Here is a 21031-nt window from a genome sequence, read left to right on the forward strand (position 1 = left end):
GATTAAAAGTTGACTTCGTTAGGTGGGAGGAGTTCATCTCGATAAGATTCAAAGGTGATACTTTCTTCTACACCTTGATATTGCACGATAATTTCTGGCCAAATGCTGGGCTTTGTTGCCAAGAAAGTCACGAATACCTTGCTTTCAGTAATTCCGTGCGGTGTTTCAGTAAGTTCAATTTTGCCGTTTTTATAAATTCCTTGAATGGTTTGTAACATAAAGTTTCCTCCTGGGTAAATTATAGCTTATTTCTGTTGCGATCGCACTTTGGTTAGGGTTGGAAGTGTAAGCGCAAATTTCCCATCTCTATGATCGCATTCCTCATCCCCAAAAAGTTCGATCGCATTCCCCATCCCCAAAAAGCTCGATCGCATTCCCCATCCCCAAAAAGCTCGATTGCCTACGGCACGCTGCGCGAACGCATTCCCCATCCCTCAAAAAAAGCGATCGCACTCTCCATCCCCCAAAAAACCGATCGCACTCCCCATCCCCCAAAAAGCTCGATTGCCTACGGCACGCTGCGCGAACGCACTCCCCATCCCCAAAAATACTCCCTATCATTTAAGGAGATGGTGGAGGAAGCGAATCAATATTAGCTAGGGCAAAATTGAGAAAGTATTCTGTCCGCGATATCAGTTGTTCGGCATCGGTTTCTGTTATATTTGGATCGACATTATAATCGGCTCTCAGGCGGGTTCTTTCAGCATCAATTAGGTAACGATGCAATTCTACCGGAACTCGATTAGTGCGAGCGAAGCGTTCGCCAAAAGCAGCGATTACGGCTGAGTGTCGCGAATAGGATAGTCCTTCAGCTTCTAAAATGCTGTGGCGATATAAAACATGGAATAGTAAGCACGCGAAGTGGCAAATTCAGGAAAACCTGTGTTATTTAATTCTCTCGCTGCTTGCAAACTTCTATTCGCTTTATCCAGTAGTCTTTGTTGTTCTGGACTCATATCGCTAAACCTTCTCGACGAATGTTGCGAAAGAAACCATTATTGTGCTGATGAAATTGCTCATAAGTGGCAAATGCACAGCTAATTAGTACATTATATTCCAAACATAAGTCGGCAATTAAAATACTAATCCGATCGCTTTCCTGAGAGTAGTTAAAGGGATTTTTGAGAACAATTAAGATATCGATATCGGAGTCTGGTCTAGCATCACCTCTAGCTTGAGAGCCAAAGAGAATAATTTTGTCTAATTGTTCCCCATAAAGGTTTTTTAGACATTGCTGAGTTTTTGTGATAATTGTTTTAATTTGTTCATTCATATTTGTTGAGCAGTTGTATTTAGGTAATTCGTGTTAGGGAACAATTCGATTATATCAAAAAAACCGATATGCCTCCGGCACGCTGCGCGATCGCATTCCCCATCCCTCAAAAAAAGCGATCGCACTCTCCATCCCCCAAAAAACCGATCGCACTCCCCATCCCTCAAAAAACCGATCGCACTCCCCATCCCCCAAAAAGCGCGATCGCATTCCCCATCCCCCAAAAAGCGCGATCGCATTCCCCATCCCTCAAAAAACCGATCGCAAATTCCTAATTTTTAAATTAAAACTTGTTTTTTGAGAAAATATCGTGTATAATAATGTTTGCAAACAACTTAAAAAATGTGCTGCGAAAAGTCAGTAAAACTTTCAAGGGGGAGAATAACTAAAATGTCCAAAATTTTCCAAGCAACTTGTAATAATGGCAATCTGATACTTGATGAAAAATTAAGTAATGAATGGGAAGGGAAAAGTTTTCAAGTCATTCTTGTTGAGAATGATGAAATTGAAGTCAAAAAGCAACGATTTTTTGAGTTTGTAGAGCGGTCTTCTTTTACTCTCCCTGATGACTACCAATTTAATAGAGAGGAACTTTATGAAAGATAAGGTGTTATTTGATACTAACATTTGGATTTATCTTTATGCCCAAAATATACCTGATAAGTCTGGGAAGGTGAGAGAGTTAGTTAATAATAACTTTACCTCGATTATTATTAGCACTCAGATTCTGGGTGAAATCTATAATGTACTAATAAAAAAGAAGTTAAAACCCAAAGATGAAGCGAAACAGATTATTTTGGAAATGGTGACAAATTTTACTATTGTAGAAATAGATGTTTTCAAAGTGATCGCGGCTTTAGAAATTAATTCAAAATACGGTTATACCTATTGGGATAGCCTTGTTCTTGCTACGGCTTTGCAGTATAATTTTAATATTTTATATTCAGAGGATATGCAGGCTGATCAACTGATTGAAAAGAAAACAAGAATTGTGAATCCGTTTTGATTGACATAAAAAGCGAACGCATTTGTGGTAGAAAAAGCGATCGCATTCCCCATCCCTCAAAAAAAGCGATCGCACTCCCCATCCCCAAAAAAAGCGATCGCACTCTCCATCCCCCAAAAAACCGATCGCACTCCCCATCCCTCAAAAAAAGCGATATGCCTACGGCACGCTGCGCGAACGCATTCCTCATCCCCCAAAAAAACGATATGCCTACGGCACGCTACGCGATCGCACTGCTGAGAAAAATTGAAAAAAGGCGATCGCCTTTCTATTCCATAAAAACTAAGCCGCGATCGGACAAAGACTGAGAGTTGAACAATCAACTTTAATTCTCGGTCGCAGTTCAACTTGAACTAAAGTCTTTAACTCTTCACTTTGTGGAGCCACCAAAAATTCTAATTTGCGGAGTGTTCCATCGGGTAGGACTTCCCATGAACTTTGTACTTGGGCAAATTTTCCGGTTCTGCCTGGTAAAAGCGAATCTCTCACCTCTGTATCTACTTCACCCTCTTCCCCTGTATTATTATTTATAAAACTCTCATTAAATCGCCTAACAATATTACTTTTTAGCTTTACAGTTTGCTCAAGATGAGTTTGAATAAATTGACGTGATTCTGAATCGTCATCAAATCCCAAGCGATTTAGTTGTTGGCAATTTTGTCAGGCTCTATTTGAATTATGAGCATCTGGTTTTATGTTTACATTGAATAAGTAATCAAGTTTTCTTTCATTAATGATGCAGGGTGTTTCTGCATTAGTGGGTTGATGAGATTGTGTCAATGGTTTATTTTTAATATATAGGTTTTAGGAATTGTAGGATGATATCATTTTTACACAACAAAAAGAGAGAGGGCCCTCTCATCCCCAAACAAGCGATCGCCCCTCTCATCCCAAAAAACTCTCATCCCCAAAAAAGCGATCGCCCCTCCATCCAGAAAAGCGATCGCCCTCCCATCCCAAAAAAGCGATCGCCCTCTGCATCCCCAAAAGTCTGATCTGGTCAGCTATACTGATATGTAAATTAAATTAGCTCTATGCCCCGCTTAGATACCTACCACGATCTAGTCAGAGTTGCCCTTGTCAAAGATGGCTGGAAAATAACTCACGATCCTCTAACTATCGAATTTGAGGATTTGACTATCTATGCCGATCTGGGAGCCGAAAAATTTATTGTGGCAGAAAAATGCGAGAGAAAGATTGCGATCGAGATCAAGGCATTTCTGAGTCCTTCACCTGTAACGGAACTAGAAAGAGCAATTGGTCAATATTATCTTTACTCTACGTTTATAGCAAAGCAAGAGCCTCAGCGCATTCTTTATCTGGCGATTCCTGAAAGGATTTATTACAATTTTTTTCAACGTCCATCAATTCAGTTGTTTATCAAGGAAAGAGAAATTATTTTCTTTGTTTTTAATCCAGAGAGAGAGGAGATTGTTCTATGGAAAGATTAAATTATTATCGACAAATTGCTCAAAGAATTATCGACGATTATGCCAAGTATAAACCCAGCTATGGTGAGCTTGAATTGCTGGCAATTAGTCACTTAGATAATTACTTGTTAATCTGTGTGGGCTGGAATGGCGATCGCCGGGTTCACAGTACAATTTTACACTTGCGAATTGTGGCTGAGAAGTTTTGGCTAGAAAGGGATGAAACGGAGGAAGGAATAACTCAAGATTTACTTGCTCTCGGTGTCCCTACGCAGGATATTGTTTTGGCATTTCATCACCCAGAAGACCGGAAACTAAGTGAATTTGCGATCGCCTAAGAGTATGAGGAAGCGATCGCACTCCCCATCCCTCAAAAAAAGCGATCGCACTCTTCATCCCCCAAAAAAGCGATCGCCCTTCGTTGAGAAAAAAATAAAAGGCGATCGCATTCCTCATCCTCAAAAAAGCGATCGCATTCCCCATCCCTCAAAAAAACCGATCGCACTCCCCATCCTCAAAAAGCTCGATCGCATTCCTCATCCCCAAAAAAACCGATCGCATTCCTCATCCCCAAAAAGCACGATCGCACTCCTCATCCCCAAAAAACGCGATCGCCCCTTCAACTATAATTCATATTAACATCCAGTCCCCCCCTTCTTAAGGGGGGTTAGGGGGGATCATGCCCAGATTAAATGACTCCAGCTTCCACCTACCTTACAACCAAAAACTCATCCCCATCGCCAAGGAACTGCGGAAAAACCCAACCCCAGCAGAAAAAAAACTTTGGCAAGATTTTCTGAGAAATTTCCCTTTTCGAGTTTTGAGACAACGACCGATCGACAATTTTATTGTGGATTTTTATTGTGCTGCTTTAAAGTGGGTGATTGAGGTTGATGGGGAGAGTCATTTTACAGAACAGGGGAAACAATATGATGCAGAAAGAACAAATATTTTACAGGGATATGGACTCAAAGTGGTCAGGTTTACGAATGTTGAGGTCTTGCGGGGTTTTGAGGGAGTTTGTCAGGAATTGTTGGGTTTGATCCCCCCTAACCCCCCTTAAAAAGGGGGGGACATGAGGGAGGAGCGATCGCCCTTCGTTGAGAAAAAATAAAACGCGATCGCATTCCCCATCCCTCAAAAAAAGCGATCGCACTCCTCATCCCCAAAAAAGCGATCGCACTCCCCATCCCCAAAAAGCGATCGCCCTTCCATCCCCAAACAGACGAAATGTGATATTTTATGTTATTTTTAGGAAGAGTAGTTGACTCTAATAGGTGACTCAACATCATGAACATATCGTTAAATCCTGAACTAGAGCAGTTTGTTCAGTCAACAGTCAAAAACGGTAGGTACTCATCAGCTTCTGAAGTGGTAAGGGCTGCGTTACGATTGCTAAAAGAACAGGAAATTTTAGTAGTTTTGAATCCAGTTTCGTCAGACGGGAAGCAGAAACCTAACTATGATTTCTCTGATTTGGTGGGGCGATTAACTTGGCAGGGAGATGCAGTAACAATGCAGAGGAATCTACGGGATGAGTGGTAATCGCTATGTGTTGGATACGAATGCTATTGTGGCTCTGCTTCAAGGAAATATTCAACTCATTGAATTACTTAAAGATGCTGATTGGCTGGGAGTTTCAGTCATTAGCCAAATTGAGTTTCTGGTATTTCCCGGCCTGACTCAAGACGATCGTGAGATTTTTGATCAGTTTCTTCAACGAGTTGAGGTTCTGGGTTTAGTTGCGATTAATGCTGTTTTGATTGAGAAAATCATTGAAATTCGCCAGCAACATCGCTTGAAACTACCGGATGCAGTTATTGCAGCAATGGCAATCCAAAATTCAGCAAGTTTGGTGACGGCAGATCGAGAGTTTGCCAAGGTAACAAGTTTAACTGTTATTAATTGGTAGCGATCGCTCTTTGATTAAAAAAGGTTTTGAGGAAAAGGTGATCGCATTTCTAGCTAATTTGAAAATCGCATTCCCCATCCTCAAAAAGCTCGATCGCACTCCTCATCCCCAAAAAGCTCGATCGCACTCCTCATCCCCAAAAAGCTCGATCGCACTCCTCATCCCCAAAAAGCTCGATCGCATTCCTCATCCCGAAAAAAACGATCGCATTCCTCATCCCCCAAAAAGCTCGATCGCACTCCCCATCCCCCAAAAAGCCCGATCGCATTCCCCATCCCCCAAAAAGCTCGGTCGCATTCCCCATCCCCAAAAAGCCCGATCGCACTCCTCATCCCCAAAAAAAGCGATCGCATTCCCCATCCCCAAAAAGCCCGATCGCACTCCTCATCCCCAAAAAAAGCGATCGCATTCCCCATCCTCAAAAAAAGCGATCGCACTCCTCATCCCCAAAAAAGCGATCGCATTCCCCATCCTCAAAAAAAGCGATCGCATTCCTCATCCCCCAAAAAGCTCGATCGCACTCCCCATCCCCAAAAAAAGCGATCGCCCTTAGTTGAAAGAGAGAAAAGGCGATCGCAATTCTCAAAAAAACGCGATATGCCTACGGCACGCTACGCGATCGCACTTTGGAGAAATGGTTGAGGTCGCCTGAAGTTGAGAAACCGGGTTTTTGCATAAGATATCGGTTAAGAGGCAAAGGCGATCTGAAAAACCCGGTTTCTTTTGTTGGGGGAGGAAAAGGGCGATCGCACTTTAGAATGGGGGAGGGAGTGCGATCGCGATCGTCAAGAAAGCAAGTGAAAATCAGGGAATTAGATAATCGTAAGGTGGGTATTACCCACCCTACTCTACTGTTGTCATAAATTCCTTAATTTCCAGTAAGCTTCAAGAGGGCTGATTGACTTAGCACGATTGTATGTATGACCTTGATGAACTTCCAAATGTAAATGTTGAGCCATCCAGTTACCATTAAAGTAGGCACCATCAAAAACTGTACCAATCTTAGTGCCAGCTTCTACACGCTTACCAATAATCCCCTTTGAGTAATTTTCTAAATGCCCATAAATCCAGAGATTGCCATCATCACCTTTTATGCCTATAAAGTAATTACCAGCAATATTTTGCACTAAAGTAGCTGTACCTCCAACGACAGTTTTCACTGAGTTACCAGCGAGACCAGCCATATCAATGCCATAGTGTTTGCCACTATAATTTGTGTTATCAAAGTATCCAGCCGTCATTGCTTTATAAGAGCCAAAGATACCATTAGAAAGATCGGAGTAAACTTGTTTGACTGCTGATAAACTTTCTCCATTTCCAGGTTTTCCATCAAAAAACAAGTTGTCCTTACTTTGATAATTCCAGTTGGCTTTTGTCAAAGACGCAAGCTGAGGATAGTATTTTCCACTTCCACCACCATTACTGTGTTTGTTCAACCAATTTTGGGAGGCTGTAAATGTACCAGTCCGGCCACCATACGTACCTGTATTAAATAGCGGCTTGCCATTCGACGAATAAACAACAAGGTTCCCATCATTTTGAATTGCAAACGAAGCACCTGGATTGCCTGCGGTATCCGTTGCCCAAACTGCTTTTCCGTGATCGTAAAGTACAACATTGCCATCGGATTGAACTGAAAATCTATCGACATTTGTACCAAAAGTTCCAGTAGCCCAAATTGCCCTTCCTTGGGGATTATACAACACTAAATTCCCATCTTGCTGGAAGCTAAACTTATAGCCTGTAGAAGTAATCCACTTTTGACCCCGTGAAAAATTCAAGTTGGATGCTCCAGGCTTAAGAATAATATTCTGAACTGAAGCAGGCGTAGGTGTAGATGTTATCGGCTGAACCGGATTGTTACTACCTGTGCGATAAGCTGTTGCGGTCTTTCCATTCCAGATAATGTAACCACCTTCAAAAGTTTGCTTAACCACACCGTTACCTTGTGGAACTTCTGCACTGGTTGGCGCACCTAGCCAGCCGTTCAATCCACTATTATTCAAGTATGTTTGACGAATGTCACCATAGAGTGGGAAAGTTCCATATTTGCTGCTGATAATGGAACCATTTTGGAATAGTTGCTCGGTGACACCATTGGCGTGATTAACTACTCCTGAAATCGGATTTCCAAGCGTTCCTTGATAATTCTTGAAAACTGAATAGAAGTCACCGTTAACTGTGTAGCCATTAATGGTGACAGAGGTAACAAGATTAGGTGGCTGACTATTCATTTCTGTCCGAGTTGGGCCATCACCGTAGACAATCCGACCGTTCTCGAAGTTTTGAATAACCACACCATTACCAATGGCAATTTCTCCACTGATGGGGAAGCCTAATCGACCTTTTTCGCCATTTTCGCTGTTAAGATAGTGAGCGCCAATTCCGCCAAATACAGGGAAAATTCCTTTCGATGATTTGAGAATTGCACCACCTTGGAAGTTTTGTCGCCAACCACTATTGGTGCTGTAACGATCGGATGTAGGATAGTGCAAAATTCCACCTGCACTACCTACTTCTAAGAATTTACTCCAAAAGTCACTGCCAACCCAGTAAGAGTTAGTGCTGCCATTAGCTTTCATAATCGCACCCTTGCCTTCAGAACCGCCTGAAAAGTCTTGGGTGTAACCACTTTGCCAGGAATGCACGTTATTAGTTGGAGAACCTAAGATGGTTTTACCACCGTTGCGATTTAAAGTATCGATGTAACTTTGAATGGTTGAAGTACCATCATATCCAACCGTATTGTTTAAGTTAACTGGTGCTGATACTTGTCGCGGTATCAGGATTGTTTGACCCGGATAAATTAAGTTGGGGTTAGCAATGCCGTTTTTCTGGGCAATAAAGTTGTAGTAAGTGGCTGAACTACTGCCCATTGTTCGGAGAGCGATCGCACTTAGCGTATCTTCTGATTTAATAGTGTAGGAATCCCATTCATAGTATTTGCCCAAAAATTGAGTCGCAACAGCGCGTTCGCTAGGTGTTACATTTCCTTCACCATCCCAAGTAGTAGGCGTAGAGAACTTTTCAGGATTATACTCTTCCGGCGTTGTCGCCTTCGCCAACTCCACCGCCTTCTCAATATCCACCAACCCAAAACCCGTTTGTGCATCCCATCCCGCTGTCTCTAAATCCCTCGCCGTCTTCTCCAAAATATCAATTACCTGACGATAATTTAACCCTGGATTTGCCGCCCACACCTGAGACACCGCACCCGTCACTTCCGCCGCTGCTACCGATGTCCCCGCCATCGTCCCCACACCATCACCAACGGTAGACAATACCGGATGTTCAGTTGTACCCCCATCCGCCATCACGTCCAAACCGTAACCATAACTAGAATAATCCGCCCGCTGCGTCCCATCAGCAGACCCCACCGTAATAATATTGTCAAACTCCTGAGAAGCTTGTCCCAAAACGGACATCACGCCGCCATCATTTCCCGCCGCCGCCACAATCAAAACATGATTTTGTCTGGCATACTCTAGCGCCGCCCGTTCAGCCGGGGTAAACTCATAACGAGTAGTCACACTACCATCGGGATTCACCTGAGTCAAATCCAAACTCAGATTCACCACCGCATTCGGTTGTCCCGACTCTTTGGCATGATTCACAAACTCTATCAGAGAATCAGCCCAATGTCCCGAACCAGTCGCCCGACTCACCCAAATCGGTACTTTATCGTTAATTCCATCAATGCCAATCCCGTTATCCTGTTTCGCTGCAATCACGCCCAATACATGAGTACCATGTTCGTTTCCCTCACCGTTTTGCAGCAACGGATTGGCATCATTATCTATATAATCATGCCCTAAAGTAACATTGCTATAGTCAATATCGGGATTATTACCGCTAAACCCAGTATCGATCACACCGATAATCGGCTGGTCTGCCTTCTTGAAATCAAACCTTACACCCCCCGGCGGATCTAAGGGTAGTACGATCGGCGGCGGATTGCTAGGATCGACAGGAAAACCGATCGTACCCCCACCCGCCCCAGGATTGGGATTAATCGGTACACCCGGAACACCAGGGTCAACAGGAAACAGATTAGGATCGGTTGGGTTAAACGGATCTGCCGGACAAAAATCCGCATTGCCCAAATCATTATAAATATAAGGAAGTGGTTCGATCTCTGGATGAGCGATCGGCACATCCCCAGTATGGATAGGATCTACTGAGGTACTTGCAACCCCATGACTATCAACACCAGCAGTAACGTGAGGAATAGTACCATCTGGCGCGTCAATCAAACCAGTTGTTGCCAAATGTAAATCTGGCAGAGAAAAGTGAAAATCCAGTATCAGCGAGTTTATCGCATGGTCGGTTCCAGGGACAACCGGGGCGCTGGGAGTAATAATTGGTTCCAGGATGCAGGTTTCTCCCGGCCAGTACATCTGCTTTTTCGTAGATTTTTTAGGCTGCTTTCCCTTTTTGGCACCTTTCTCAAACCAACTCATACGCACCCCCATTCGATTTTGGATTTTGGATTTTGGATTTATTGACTTTTTGGGCCTATAGGACTTACGCACTGAAGTCTGAAACCTAGATACCCCCTAGTGCGTGTTTTCAAACCCAGAGATCCCCCCCTGCCCCCCTTAAAAAGGGGGGGAAATTCAGTCAAAGTCCCCCTTTTTAAGGGGGATTTAGGGGGATCTGAGTGCGTAAGTCCTAGCCTAGTTAGATCGATCGCTTATCACCGAAAAATATCTTTTCACAGCTAAGCCAGAAGTTTGCGATCGCACCTACATGACTCGTTTCTAAATTTGTTTTATAAATACGGTCAGATGATATCAACTTAATTTAGACACTAAATGTAAATTCCTATACTCTTTACACAATCTTTTACATAACGATGTTTATTATGTTTTTTTAATGAAGACCTGCAATAATTTAGCTTTTCGTTGTATACTTTCAATTAATTAACGCAAATTGCTAGTTAGTAGTAGGTAAGTTGTTGCGCTAAAGCGCTGAAGCGCAACAACATACCTATTTTCAGTAATTTCACGGTCATCCGAGATATTTACTGAAACCAAAACAGCATTCAGCAGAGAATTTAAGTGTTTTCACTTAAGCAATTAATTGTCAGCAGGGAATATCTACAATACCTTACTTATGCAGTTGGGCAAAAAAACAGATGCAAAAAAATGGCGGGACAGCATCTGTCCCGATATTACCGTCAATTGGCAATTAGGGCAACTTCGCAAAGCCAATAAAGTCATTCTGCAATCTAAAACAGACAACCGCCGCTACGAATTTGAAGCAACTGAAGGTCACGCCCTGCGCCACTTTACGGGGCAGTTTACAATGGGTCAAGTACAAGATTCCTGCTCTTTTCTTTGCCATCAAACAATTGAAGATGATTTCGTCGTAAAATTCCAGCAAAAATTAACCGATTTGGGAATACTAGAAACTGCAACCAAAGAACAACAACTTGAACCAACGCCTGAAATTCCCAACTTTTCCATTCCCCCTCTCAAACCAACAGTACAGTGGATACGCCACCCAGATGGTTATTGGCTATTACGCAATCCAGAAGATATCGCATTTCTGCAAGTAAACGATATCGATAAACCTGTAATTTCCCAACTTGGGAAATTACCTTTACCAGAAATTATCGAAAAATACGATATCAGCAGAGAGCAACTAGAATACCTGTTGCAGATGTTAGCAGCGACGGGAATGTTAGAAGGAACCAAACCAGCTAAACCACCCAGAAAATTCACCTTACTGCAATTACTTTTTTTCAAGTTTCCCCTATTCAATCCCGATAGTTGGCTAACGCAGCATCTTAATAAAGTTCGCTTTATCTTTAATCCCATATTTAGTGCGTTACTATTGGCATTTTTATCATCTTCTATTGCCATTGGCATATCGCGACAAGCAGAAATCATCCAAGCAAGTCGTGATTTGTGGAGTAAGGGATTTACTAACCTAATTCTTCCCTTCGCTTTGCTGATAATGCTGGTAGTTTCTCTTCACGAACTCGGTCATGCTTTTACTTTAAAACATTACGGAGGTATTGTACCAGAAATCGGATTAATGTTTATATGTTTGCTACCGGGAGCTTATACTAATACTACCGATGCTTACAGTTTGGTAAAACGCAGACAAAGAGCTTTAGTAATGGTAGCTGGAGTGCTGTGTCAGTTGGTAATTTGGGCAATAGCTTTATGGATCTGGATGTTGTCAAATTCAGTAACTTGGCTGCATCAAACTAGCTACTTGCTGATGGTAGCAGCACAACTGACACTGGCTTTAAATCTTAATCCGCTGAATCGGTTTGATGGTTACTATTTAGCAGTAGCTATGACTGGAATTAACAATTTGCGTCAAAAGTCTTTTAAATTTTACGCTCAGATGCTAAAGGGAGAACCAAGTTTAGAACGACCGAACGACCAATTAATTTTAGCAGCTTATGCACCTTGCTGTTTAATCTATATTGTTTGGGTTTTCGGTTACTTGCTGTTTTGGCTTGGCAATTTGCTGCTAGCGAATTTAAGGTAAAATTTTTCAAGGGTAATTATCGTTAAAGAGGTAAGTTTGATGAAGATGTTGAGGAAAAGTAGTTTTTTACCGATCGCAGCAGCGATATCAGTAACAATAGTAATGGGTACTGAGTCAGCTAAGGCATATAGCTTGTATCCCAATCCCTGCAAGAACAACGTTACTAACCCATCTGGCGGCGGTTCGTTTAACCCATCTGACCCGAATGGTGGGGGGTTTGATTTTGATGGTAACGGAACCACTCGCAATATTCCAGAATCTTCTACTGCTTGGACTTTAGTGGCGTTGGGTGTAATAGGTACAGGTGCATTGCTAAAACACAGCCGTAAAAGTAAGTTTAAAAAGCGTATCAGATTGGAACTTAACCGAGTTAATTTATCTCAGCAGGGTAAACAGGTATTTCAGCCAAAAGAAACTAATTTTGCTGCTGTTGTTCCACCTATTGATAATGCAGAAGATGGGGAAATTCAGTGGCTAGAATTCTTCAAGGCATCTTGATATATTTGTGTACCAACGCCAATTTTCATTCTTAATACCACATCCGGGTTAACTACCCCTTTTTTTGAAGCCCGCACAGGCGGGCTTTGTTTGTGTAGCCGCGACTTTAGTCGTCGGGTAAAAAAGAGTTTAGACAAGCGGATTTGCTATAACATCAAATTCCCCGAACAAAAAACCCCCTGATGGGGGCTTTATTCCTCTAGCCGCACATAACGGCATCGAGCATTTCATCAATCGCCAATTACCGGCGCACGCATCATTTGCTGCAACGCCATCGGCACAGCTGTATCTTCTGTTTTCAGCGCTAGCGTTGGCACCGACGCACGCAATCGGGCCGTCAGCTTCACCATTGTGGCATCATACATTTGAGTCACAAGTTTGGGATAAAACCCAATCCCAATAATCGGCACCAACAGAGAAGCAATAATAAACACTTCTCGCGGTTCCGCATCGATTAAAGCTTCGTGTGCGACTAACTCCTTGTTTTCCGGGCCGTAAAAAATCTCTCGCAACATCGACAGCAGATAAATCGGCGTCAAAATAACACCAACCGCTGCCAAGAATACCACCACCACTTTAAAAGTGGGATTGTAAGCATCGCTGGTTGCAAAACCGACAAACACCATCAACTCTGCCACAAAACCGCTCATTCCCGGCAATGCTAAAGACGCCAGCGAACAAGCTGTCCACATCGAGAACATCTTACGCATTTTCTGACCGACGCCACCCATTTCATCTAACATTAAAGTATGCGTCCGGTCATAAGTCGCTCCCACCAGGAAGAACAAACTCGCCCCAATCAAACCGTGGGAAATCATTTGCAGCATTGCGCCACTGGTGCCCAAATCGGTAAAAGAAGCAAACCCAATTAGCACAAATCCCATGTGAGATATTGACGAATAAGCAATTTTGCGCTTCAAGTTCCGCTGAGCGAAAGAAGTGAGAGCGGCGTAAATAATATTCACAACGCCCAAAATCACCAAAGCTGGCGCGAAAACTGCGTGAGCGTCAGGTAACATCCCCGCATTCATCCGCAGCAGGGCATATCCCCCCATTTTCAGGAGAATACCAGCCAGCAACATATGTACTGGTGCGGTAGCTTCACCGTGAGCATCGGGAAGCCAAGTGTGTAATGGAATAATCGGCAGCTTAACCCCGTAAGCAATCAGAAACGCTGCATACATCAAAAGTTGGAAATTCAGGGCGTAGTCCTTAGCGGCGATCGCACTCATATCGAACGTCACAGTATCGCCGTAGAACGCCATCGCCAGCGCCGCTACCAAAATAAATAGCGAACCGCCCGCTGTGTACAAAATAAACTTAGTAGCCGCGTAAAGGCGCTTCTTACCGCCCCAGATTGACAGCAGCAGGTAAACCGGAATCAATTCCAGTTCCCATACCAGGAAAAACAACAGCATATCCTGGACAGCAAACACGGCTATTTGACCGCCGTACATCGCCAGCATCAAAAAATAAAACAACTTCGGCTTTAGCGTTACCGGCCAAGCTGCCAAAGTTGCCAGGGTTGTCATGAAACCAGTCAGCAACACGAGAGGCATAGATAACCCATCGACCCCAACCGACCAATTTAAGTCGAGTTGAGGCACCCAGGCATAGCTTTCTACCAGTTGCAGATTTGGATTGCTTAAGTCGTACTGGGTGTAGAAAGCGTAAACAATCAGAGCAAAATCAATCAGTCCGACTGTGAGGGCGTACCATCGCACCGTTTTGCCGTCTTTGTCCGGCACGATCGGTATCAGCAGGGACGCCGCGATGGGAAACAGGATTATCGTTGTCAGCCAAGGAAAATTCATTGGGAATAAGGGAATGGGGAATAGGAAATGGGGAGTGGGGGAGTAAGGGAGTGGGGGAGTGGGGGAGTGGGGGAGTGGGGGAGTGGGGGAGTGGGGGATGTGGGGGAGTGGGGCAGCAATTTTCTTCCCTCTTCCCTAGCCCCTAGCCCCTAGCTCCTAGCCCCTTCTTCTCACGTTACGCCAAAGAAAATCACGGTGATGAGGACTGCTGCAAACACGATCAAGGCGTAGAATTGGGCGCGGCCCGTTTCCAAGTATTTCAGACCTTCACCGCTTAAGAGGGTAACTAAGCCTGTTAGGTTGACAGCACCATCGACCACTTTGAGGTCTACTTCCATAACTGCTCTGGCTAAGCGGCGGCTACCTTGAACGAAGAGGTTATTGTAAATTTCGTCAAAGTACCACTTGTTTTTCGACAGCTTATACCAGAAGGGGATTTTTTGCGCGATCGCATTCGCATCAATCTTGCCCCAAAAGTACATCAAGAAAGCCAGCGTAATTCCGATCGACGAAATCGCGACAGAACTGCCTGCCATAATCAGGAATTCTGTCAAGTTTTCGTGTCCTGCTTCTGCTGGCAACTCGGCCACTAATTCTGTCGCCGGATGGATAAATTCCTCGAAGTAATTGCCAAAAGGAGTTCCTATCAAGCCAATCAGCATCGAGGGAATCGCCAAAATCATCAGCGGCAGAGTCATCGTAATCGGTGACTCGTGGGGAGAATGGCTATGACTGTGACCGTGACTGTGACTATCGTGAGCTTCTTCTACGGTCAGTTCTTGCGGATTCATCGCGCCAGGGCCAAAAGCTAAACCCTGACTCTGTAACACTTCTGCTGTAATCTTGTTCCGCACATCTTCTTCGTTCCCTCTGAATTTGCCCTCAAAGGTGGTCAAATACATTCGGAACATATAGAAAGCGGTGATTCCAGCGGTCACCCAGCCGATCGCCCACAGAACTGGATTAGCTTGAAAGGTAGAACCCAGGATTTCATCTTTTGACCAGAATCCTGCAAACGGTGGGATACCGGAGATAGCCAAAGTTCCGATCAAAAAGGTAATTGCGGTGATCGGCATATATTTCCTGAGACCGCCCATCATCCGCATATCCTGAGCATAAGCAGGGTCGTGACCGACCGCTGATTCCATGCCGTGAATCACCGACCCAGAACCAAGGAACAGCATCGCTTTGAAGTAAGCGTGGGTCATCAGGTGAAACAACCCAGCGCTGTATGCACCTACCCCCATTGCCATTACCATGTAGCCCAGCTGGGACATCGTGGAATAGGCCAAACCCTTCTTAATGTCGTTTTGGGTAATAGCGGTGGTTGCCCCAACAAAGGCTGTGACAGCACCCGTCCAGGCGATCGTATTCATCGCCACAGGGATGTCTTCAAACACCGGATACATCCGCGCAATCAGGAATACCCCAGCAGCCACCATCGTCGCTGCGTGGATGAGAGCTGAGATGGGGGTTGGGCCTTCCATCGCATCCGGCAACCAAACGTGCAACGGCACTTGAGCGGATTTCGCCACCGGCCCCATAAATACTAAAATCGCCAACAAAGCTGCCAAACCGGCGCTGACATAGCCCGATTCTACAAAAGCGTGTAGATGGGCTCCCATAACATCAAACTCAAAGCTGCCGGTAGCCCAATAAAGACCGAGAATTCCCAGCAGCAATCCAAAGTCGCCTACCCGGTTGACAACAAACGCCTTTTGACAAGCGTCTGCTGCTGCCTTGCGATCGTACCAAAAGCCAATCAGCAAGTAGGAACACATCCCGACGAGTTCCCAGAAGATATAAACCTGCACCAAGTTTGGGCTAATTACCAAACCCAACATCGATGCGCTAAATAGGCTCAGGTAGGCGTAGAAGCGTACATAACCAGGGTCGTGAGCCATGTAGCCATCTGTATAGACCATGACCAGGAAGGCTACCGTCGTCACGATTACTAACATCAGGGCTGTCAGATGATCGATCGTATAGCCCATTTGGAGATGAAAATTACCAGCCGACGCCCATTCCAGGGTGCGGATATAGGGTTCGTGGCCTTTAAATTGACTCCAGAGCAAAGCAAAGGATAGAACCATTGCCGCTCCCAGCAGGGAGACTATAAACACGGCATTCAACTGCCGCAACTGGTTCGTAAATTTATTAAACGAAATCAGCCCGATGCCGACTAACATCGCCCCGAAAAGGGGCAGGACGGGTATTAGCCAAGCATACTGATAGATCGGTTCCATCACTAATGCCTACTTTAAAGTTGTTCGTTCAAGGGACAGCAAAACCGTTAACAATTGTGACACACATCTTCGCCTTCTCTGGTTCCATAAAATACCCCACCCAGATTAATCTGGGTGGGGTGGTGAAGAACTTGCCCTGGCTTTGTGGGGGAGGGGGTAAGGGGCAAGCAGCAATCGCTTGCCCCTGGCCCCTTCCCCAAGCTATGCGGAATAACTTTGATATTCGATCGGCTCTAAGCGTTGGCGTTTGCTACGGTCTGCATAACCCAGGCAAATGGAATCCAATGCCGCAGAAAGGTCATCCCGACCTTGGAAACGATCGAGACGATACGCAATCAGGCCGTCTTCAAACAAAATCAGGGTTGGCAAAGTTGTCAGTTGATAACTATGAGCCAGTTTAAAATTATCGTCAGCATTAATACTTACTAGCTTGACGTTTTGGCCGCATTTTGCCTGAAACCGAATTAATTGGGGGCTAATCATTCGACACAAACCACACCAGGGAGCCGAAAAATGAACTAGCACCGGAATGGGAGATTTTAAAACTTCTTGTGTAAACGTCCGTTCGTTAACCGACAGCAGCATGATCCCTCAAGCTAAGGTTTATATGGGTTTGATATGGCGTTGGGATCATGTTACATCGATTCGGGATCGTGTGGCTTATTGGTAGATTTTAGATTTTGGATTTTGGATTTTGGATTTTGGATTGGTAAATCTCACCTGCTGCCCTCTAGCCCCCTCCCCCATGCCCATTTTGACTTTTGACTTTTGAATGAGTGACTTTTGACTTTTGACTTCCCTAGCCCCTAGCCCCTACTAAAAGCGAACGCTAGCAGTAACCCTCATTAAAAGTGGGTGAGCCCACCACAACAGCAGCACAAAAACACCTAAACCCAGGTAAGCTGGCCGAATAAACTCCCGCCATACAAACGTTTGACGCCCTTGGAGCATAGCGAGAAAGGGAATAACAGAAGTGCGAGCTTTCACCGCTTCAAAGGCTTCGCCATAACGAGACTGAAGGCGATAATCGCCATGCCAGACGCCAAACAAATGATGCAGAATCAAGCCAATTGACGTGACTGCGGTAAAAGTGGTACCAATCCAGAGTGTGTGAGCGATGCACCAGATTACCTGTCCCACCATCTGAGGATGTCTGGTGATGCGAATAATGCCAGTTTCGTAGAGATGAACTTGAGGTTTTTCGATCGCAGCAATTTCCAGCAGGTTAAATGTAGCAGGATAGAGAAACAGGAAAGACACAGCTGACAACACCCATACCAAGGGTTGCACTGCCGGTATATCCTGAACTTGCCATAGTTGCAAGCCATCGTACCGATGGTTAAAAAAGTAAAGGATTGTTACGACAGCTAGCGGCAGACTAACCAGAGCAAACAGAATGCGGTAAGCCCTGGGGCCAATCTGTTTTTCACCCCACGGACGGAGGGCAGCTAAACCGCTGTGAGCGATCGCAAAACCCAAAAGCAACCCCAGAATAGCGAAATGGCTGGGAGTCAGCCAAGCAAATAACATCATAAATACTTAAGAAATTTCACTTCGATCGATTACCCCACAGTTCGTGCCACAAATATTCTCAGTGGAAACGATCCCTCGTTATGTTAATTTCGATTTCAGCAGAGGCATCACAACAATAATTCGCTCTAAGCGCTTTTTCAAAGCCCAGACAGTCATAGTTTTTTCGCTCAAGGCTCCTTCCACCTTTACAGGTAAGCCAGTTATGTCTGACCTTCCTTTCACTTTAGATCAGTTGCGTATTCTTAAGGCGATCGCCGCCGAGGGAAGCTTCAAACGCGCTGCCGACAGTCTTTATGTCTCGCAACCCGCCGTCAGCTTGCAGGTGCAAAACTTAGAGCGGCAGTTGGATGTGCCGTTATTCGACCGAGGGGGGCGACGGGCACAACTGACAGAAGCCGGTCATCTCCTGCTCAGCTATGGCGAAAGAATAATATCACTTTGTGAAGAAACTTGTCGCGCGATCGAAGATCTGCAAAACCTTCAGGGTGGCACCTTAATTGTAGGAGCCAGTCAAACCACCGGGACATATCTCCTGCCCCGCATGATTGGCTTATTCCGGCAAAAATACCCGGATGTATCCGTGCAATTGCACGTTCACTCCACACGGCGTACAGCATGGAGTGTGGCGAACGGACAAGTAGATCTCGCTATTATTGGAGGGGAAATTCCTTCGGAACTGGTAGAAGCTTTGGAAATAAAGCCTTACCTAGAAGATGAGTTGGCACTAATTTTGCCTGTAGTTCATCCCTTTGCTAAAGTCGATATCATCCAAAAAGATGACCTCTACAAGCTACAATTTATAGCTTTAGACTCCCAATCGACCATTCGTAAGGTGATTGACCAGGTACTGACGCGCTGGGGCATCGATACTCGCCGTCTAAAAGTCGAAATGGAATTAAATTCGATTGAGGCAATTAAAAATGCCGTCCAGTCGGGGCTAGGAGCTGCTTTCGTTTCCATTTCGGCAATAGAAAAAGAGTTGCAGATGGGTTTTCTCCACCGCGCCACAATTGAAGATGTGGTCGTCAAGCGGATGCTATCGGTGATTGCCAGTCCCAATCGTTATCGTTCAAAAGCAGCAGAAGCCTTTAGCCGCGAAATACTGCCCCTGTTTGCCAATCCGGGATGGGGAAAAGATATTCTAGAAACACCTTCAGTAATTGGTTATTCCCATAAAGCAACTGCTGGGGAACCACATAAAAGTGTCTCGACCAACGGCAGTTAAAGGGGCTGGGGCTTGACAAGGCAAAAGTCAAAAGTCAAAAGTCAAAAGTCAAAAGTCAAAAGTCAAAAGAAACCAGAAATCAAGTTTTTTTTGCCTTTTATCTTTTAACTTTTGCTAATCCCCGACTACTAATACCAAGTTCCTAATTTATGGAAATTTACTGCACTCGTCCAAACTGCCCTCGACCCCTTAATCTGTTCTCGGATTTAGACGATCCGGCTACTCTTAAGAGGGTGTCTCAAAAGTATTGTATGACCTGCGGGATGCCCCTGATATTAAGAGACCGCTATCTGCCATTGAAGCTGTTGGGGCAGGGAGGATTTGGAGTGGCAGTTCTGGCACGCGATCGCGATACGCCAGCCATGCGTCGGTGCGTGGTAAAACTCTTCAAACCTGCTGGGTATTTAACGCCGCAGCAGTTTGTAACTGCTCAAAATCTGTTTTCTAGGGAAGCAGAAGTTTTGGAGGAATTGGGCAACCAACACCCCCAGATTCCAGAATTGTTTGCTTTCTTTGAATTAAATGTCCCAAGTTTTCCGCCCGGAAAGCAAGATCAATTTTTTTATCTTGTGCAGGAATACATAGATGGGGAAGATCTTGAAGAAGAACTAGATAAAAAAGGCAAGTTTTCAGAAAATGAAGTATTGGAAGTATTGCGGCAAATTCTATCGGTATTGCAGTTTGTTCACGAACAGGGTTCTATTCACCGCGATATCAAGCCTTCCAACATTATGCGCGATCGCCAAGGTCGTCTGTACCTGCTAGATTTTGGGGCAGTCAAACAAGTGACGAAAGTAGCCTCAACTGGGGGTTCCACCGGAATTTATTCAATGGGATTTGCCCCTCCAGAACAAATGTCTGGTAGTCAAGTCTACCCATCAACTGATTTGTATGCTTTAGCTGTGACTTGTCTGACATTGCTGACAGGCAAAGAGCCGAAGGAACTATTCGATTCTTATACTAACAAGTGGAATTGGAGAAACTTTGTTCAAGTGAGCGATCGCAACGCCAATGTTTTAGACCGGATGCTTCTACCAACCCCAAATTTACGCTTTAAATCAGCTCAAGAAGTGCTGGCGGCACTCACTCCACACCAACCACCGCAGACACCCCCTCCTCCCTCTATATCACAGCCCACAGTTCCCCCCCCATCCACTACTCAACCGCCCCTGACTGCGGTCGCCCAGCCGACCAGTATGCCATCAAGACGTGCAGTTGGGGCCTTTTCCACGCTGGAATTGTTGGGTAACGGGGGATTCAGCGGTATGATGGCCGGACTTTTGGGAATTGCCCTTCACAGTCTGCTAGGATTGTCGCCGATTAGCATAGGATTGGGAATGCTAATTTTAGGCGGTCTAATCTTTGCCCAGTACCGCCGGACGATCGAAAAGGTCGATCTGCTGATTATTGGGGGTATTGGGTTTGCGATCGTCTGGTTTCTCCCGTTTTTGCGTGCTGGACTAGCTTTTCCAGATTTCGTTATTTTGGTCATTGGGGCAGGATTGTTAGCGATCGCAGTAACAGCTCTATTTCGTTTGATTTATAAACTACTTTCCATAATGTTTTAACTTCTAGCACAAAGTCTTC

General features: G+C 44.8%; 26 protein-coding genes and 1 pseudogene. 17 read left to right on the plus strand and 10 right to left on the minus strand.

Features of this window, described 5'->3' with window-relative positions:
* Positions 1-2: 2 nt before the first annotated feature.
* Positions 3-218 carry a hypothetical protein gene (locus LAY41_RS07870; RefSeq protein ID WP_249096035.1) on the minus strand — a complete coding sequence of 72 codons (216 nt, stop codon included), beginning with the start codon at positions 216-218 and terminating at the stop codon, positions 3-5.
* Between the two features lie 90 nt (positions 219-308).
* On the opposite strand from LAY41_RS07870, the gene LAY41_RS07875 reads away from it, so the two are divergent.
* Complete coding sequence (locus LAY41_RS07875) at positions 309-596, plus strand: hypothetical protein (protein ID WP_249096038.1); 288 nt, start codon at positions 309-311, stop codon at positions 594-596.
* Here the strand turns inward: LAY41_RS07875 and LAY41_RS32565 are convergent.
* Positions 562-956, minus strand: a pseudogene (locus LAY41_RS32565) (HEPN domain-containing protein). The gene LAY41_RS07875 and the pseudogene LAY41_RS32565 overlap by 35 nt on opposite strands.
* Entirely contained in the window at positions 953-1273 is a 321-nt protein-coding gene (locus tag LAY41_RS07890; protein ID WP_249096041.1) for a nucleotidyltransferase domain-containing protein, read from the minus strand. Before LAY41_RS07890 ends, LAY41_RS32565 begins: the two are co-directional and overlap by 4 nt.
* A 68-nt stretch (positions 1274-1341) precedes the next feature.
* Between LAY41_RS07890 and LAY41_RS07895 the strand changes: the two genes are divergently transcribed.
* The 4 genes from LAY41_RS07895 to LAY41_RS07910 all read left to right on the plus strand — a co-directional run bounded on the left by LAY41_RS07895 (position 1342) and on the right by LAY41_RS07910 (position 2587).
* A complete protein-coding gene (locus LAY41_RS07895) occupies positions 1342-1548 on the plus strand; it encodes a hypothetical protein (protein ID WP_249096042.1) in 207 nt (68 codons plus the stop codon).
* 115 nt (positions 1549-1663) lie between these two features.
* Entirely contained in the window at positions 1664-1879 is a 216-nt protein-coding gene (locus LAY41_RS07900) for a hypothetical protein (RefSeq protein ID WP_249096043.1), read from the plus strand.
* Positions 1869-2279, plus strand: coding sequence for a PIN domain-containing protein (locus LAY41_RS07905; RefSeq protein ID WP_249096044.1), 411 nt, complete (start codon positions 1869-1871; stop codon positions 2277-2279). The genes LAY41_RS07900 and LAY41_RS07905 overlap by 11 nt, the downstream gene beginning before the upstream one ends.
* A complete protein-coding gene (locus LAY41_RS07910) occupies positions 2276-2587 on the plus strand; it encodes a hypothetical protein (RefSeq protein ID WP_249096045.1) in 312 nt (103 codons plus the stop codon). Before LAY41_RS07905 ends, LAY41_RS07910 begins: the two co-directional genes overlap by 4 nt.
* Here LAY41_RS07910 and LAY41_RS07915 read toward each other — a convergent pair.
* Positions 2562-2915, minus strand: a complete 354-nt coding sequence (locus LAY41_RS07915; RefSeq protein WP_249096048.1) for a hypothetical protein — start codon at positions 2913-2915, stop codon at positions 2562-2564. The two genes, LAY41_RS07910 and LAY41_RS07915, sit on opposite strands and share 26 nt — an antisense overlap.
* Positions 2916-3097: 182 nt before the next feature.
* Between LAY41_RS07915 and LAY41_RS07920 the strand changes: the two genes are divergently transcribed.
* Genes LAY41_RS07920 through LAY41_RS07940 form a run of 5 tightly spaced genes read left to right on the plus strand, consistent with a single transcriptional unit; the run spans position 3098 to position 4772 of the window.
* The gene (locus LAY41_RS07920) at positions 3098-3274 is read left to right on the plus strand and encodes a hypothetical protein (RefSeq protein WP_249096051.1); all 177 of its coding nucleotides are present in this window, start codon (positions 3098-3100) and stop codon (positions 3272-3274) included.
* A gap of 39 nt (positions 3275-3313) precedes the next feature.
* Positions 3314-3730 carry an element excision factor XisH family protein gene (locus LAY41_RS07925; protein WP_249096052.1) on the plus strand — a complete coding sequence of 139 codons (417 nt, stop codon included), beginning with the start codon at positions 3314-3316 and terminating at the stop codon, positions 3728-3730.
* Complete coding sequence (locus LAY41_RS07930; protein ID WP_249096055.1) at positions 3718-4047, plus strand: XisI protein; 330 nt, start codon at positions 3718-3720, stop codon at positions 4045-4047. Before LAY41_RS07925 ends, LAY41_RS07930 begins: the two co-directional genes overlap by 13 nt.
* Positions 4028-4348, plus strand: a complete 321-nt coding sequence (locus LAY41_RS07935) for a hypothetical protein (RefSeq protein ID WP_249096057.1) — start codon at positions 4028-4030, stop codon at positions 4346-4348. The genes LAY41_RS07930 and LAY41_RS07935 overlap by 20 nt, the downstream gene beginning before the upstream one ends.
* Positions 4349-4388: 40 nt before the next feature.
* Positions 4389-4772 (plus strand): endonuclease domain-containing protein, encoded by a 384-nt coding sequence (locus LAY41_RS07940; RefSeq protein ID WP_249096060.1) that lies wholly within the window; start codon positions 4389-4391, stop codon positions 4770-4772.
* On the opposite strand, the gene LAY41_RS07945 is transcribed toward LAY41_RS07940, so the two are convergent.
* Complete coding sequence (locus LAY41_RS07945; protein ID WP_249096061.1) at positions 4759-5001, minus strand: hypothetical protein; 243 nt, start codon at positions 4999-5001, stop codon at positions 4759-4761. The genes LAY41_RS07940 and LAY41_RS07945 overlap by 14 nt on opposite strands.
* Between LAY41_RS07945 and LAY41_RS07950 the strand changes: the two genes are divergently transcribed.
* The 3 genes from LAY41_RS07950 to LAY41_RS07960 are packed head-to-tail and all read left to right on the plus strand — an operon-like array spanning position 5000 to position 6174.
* Positions 5000-5254, plus strand: a complete 255-nt coding sequence (locus LAY41_RS07950; protein WP_249096063.1) for a type II toxin-antitoxin system ParD family antitoxin — start codon at positions 5000-5002, stop codon at positions 5252-5254. The genes LAY41_RS07945 and LAY41_RS07950 overlap by 2 nt on opposite strands.
* Positions 5244-5621, plus strand: coding sequence for a type II toxin-antitoxin system VapC family toxin (locus LAY41_RS07955; RefSeq protein WP_249096064.1), 378 nt, complete (start codon positions 5244-5246; stop codon positions 5619-5621). Before LAY41_RS07950 ends, LAY41_RS07955 begins: the two co-directional genes overlap by 11 nt.
* A gap of 10 nt (positions 5622-5631) precedes the next feature.
* The gene (locus LAY41_RS07960) at positions 5632-6174 is read left to right on the plus strand and encodes a hypothetical protein (RefSeq protein ID WP_249096070.1); all 543 of its coding nucleotides are present in this window, start codon (positions 5632-5634) and stop codon (positions 6172-6174) included.
* A 304-nt stretch (positions 6175-6478) separates the two neighbouring features.
* Here the strand turns inward: LAY41_RS07960 and LAY41_RS07965 are convergent, their stop codons facing one another.
* Complete coding sequence (locus LAY41_RS07965; protein WP_249096072.1) at positions 6479-10081, minus strand: S8 family serine peptidase; 3603 nt, start codon at positions 10079-10081, stop codon at positions 6479-6481.
* A gap of 655 nt (positions 10082-10736) precedes the next feature.
* On the opposite strand from LAY41_RS07965, the gene LAY41_RS07970 reads away from it, so the two are divergent.
* Positions 10737-12128, plus strand: coding sequence for a M50 family metallopeptidase (locus LAY41_RS07970; RefSeq protein ID WP_249096073.1), 1392 nt, complete (start codon positions 10737-10739; stop codon positions 12126-12128).
* 45 nt (positions 12129-12173) lie between these two features.
* Positions 12174-12626, plus strand: a complete 453-nt coding sequence (locus LAY41_RS07975; RefSeq protein ID WP_249096074.1) for a hypothetical protein — start codon at positions 12174-12176, stop codon at positions 12624-12626.
* A gap of 230 nt (positions 12627-12856) precedes the next feature.
* On the opposite strand, the gene ndhD1 is transcribed toward LAY41_RS07975, so the two are convergent.
* The 4 genes from ndhD1 to LAY41_RS07995 form a co-directional block, all read right to left on the minus strand.
* A complete protein-coding gene (ndhD1, locus tag LAY41_RS07980) occupies positions 12857-14440 on the minus strand; it encodes a photosynthetic/respiratory NAD(P)H-quinone oxidoreductase subunit D1 (RefSeq protein ID WP_249096075.1) in 1584 nt (527 codons plus the stop codon).
* Between the two features lie 170 nt (positions 14441-14610).
* A complete protein-coding gene (locus tag LAY41_RS07985) occupies positions 14611-16686 on the minus strand; it encodes an NAD(P)H-quinone oxidoreductase subunit 5 (RefSeq protein ID WP_249096076.1) in 2076 nt (691 codons plus the stop codon).
* 201 nt (positions 16687-16887) lie between these two features.
* The gene (locus LAY41_RS07990; protein ID WP_249096077.1) at positions 16888-17271 is read right to left on the minus strand and encodes a thioredoxin family protein; all 384 of its coding nucleotides are present in this window, start codon (positions 17269-17271) and stop codon (positions 16888-16890) included.
* 231 nt (positions 17272-17502) lie between these two features.
* Positions 17503-18216: an NnrU family protein gene (locus LAY41_RS07995; RefSeq protein WP_249096348.1), complete on the minus strand. Its 714-nt coding sequence runs from the start codon at positions 18214-18216 to the stop codon at positions 17503-17505.
* A 205-nt stretch (positions 18217-18421) separates the two neighbouring features.
* Between LAY41_RS07995 and LAY41_RS08000 the strand changes: the two genes are divergently transcribed.
* Together LAY41_RS08000 and LAY41_RS08005 are read left to right on the plus strand one after the other, a co-directional pair.
* Positions 18422-19444 carry a LysR family transcriptional regulator gene (locus tag LAY41_RS08000; RefSeq protein ID WP_249096349.1) on the plus strand — a complete coding sequence of 341 codons (1023 nt, stop codon included), beginning with the start codon at positions 18422-18424 and terminating at the stop codon, positions 19442-19444.
* A 149-nt stretch (positions 19445-19593) separates the two neighbouring features.
* Positions 19594-21012: a protein kinase domain-containing protein gene (locus LAY41_RS08005; protein ID WP_249096079.1), complete on the plus strand. Its 1419-nt coding sequence runs from the start codon at positions 19594-19596 to the stop codon at positions 21010-21012.
* The last annotated feature ends 19 nt before the right edge of the window (positions 21013-21031 follow it).

Source organism: Argonema galeatum A003/A1, from assembly GCF_023333595.1.
Taxonomy (GTDB): Bacteria; Cyanobacteriota; Cyanobacteriia; order Cyanobacteriales; family Aerosakkonemataceae; genus Argonema; species Argonema galeatum.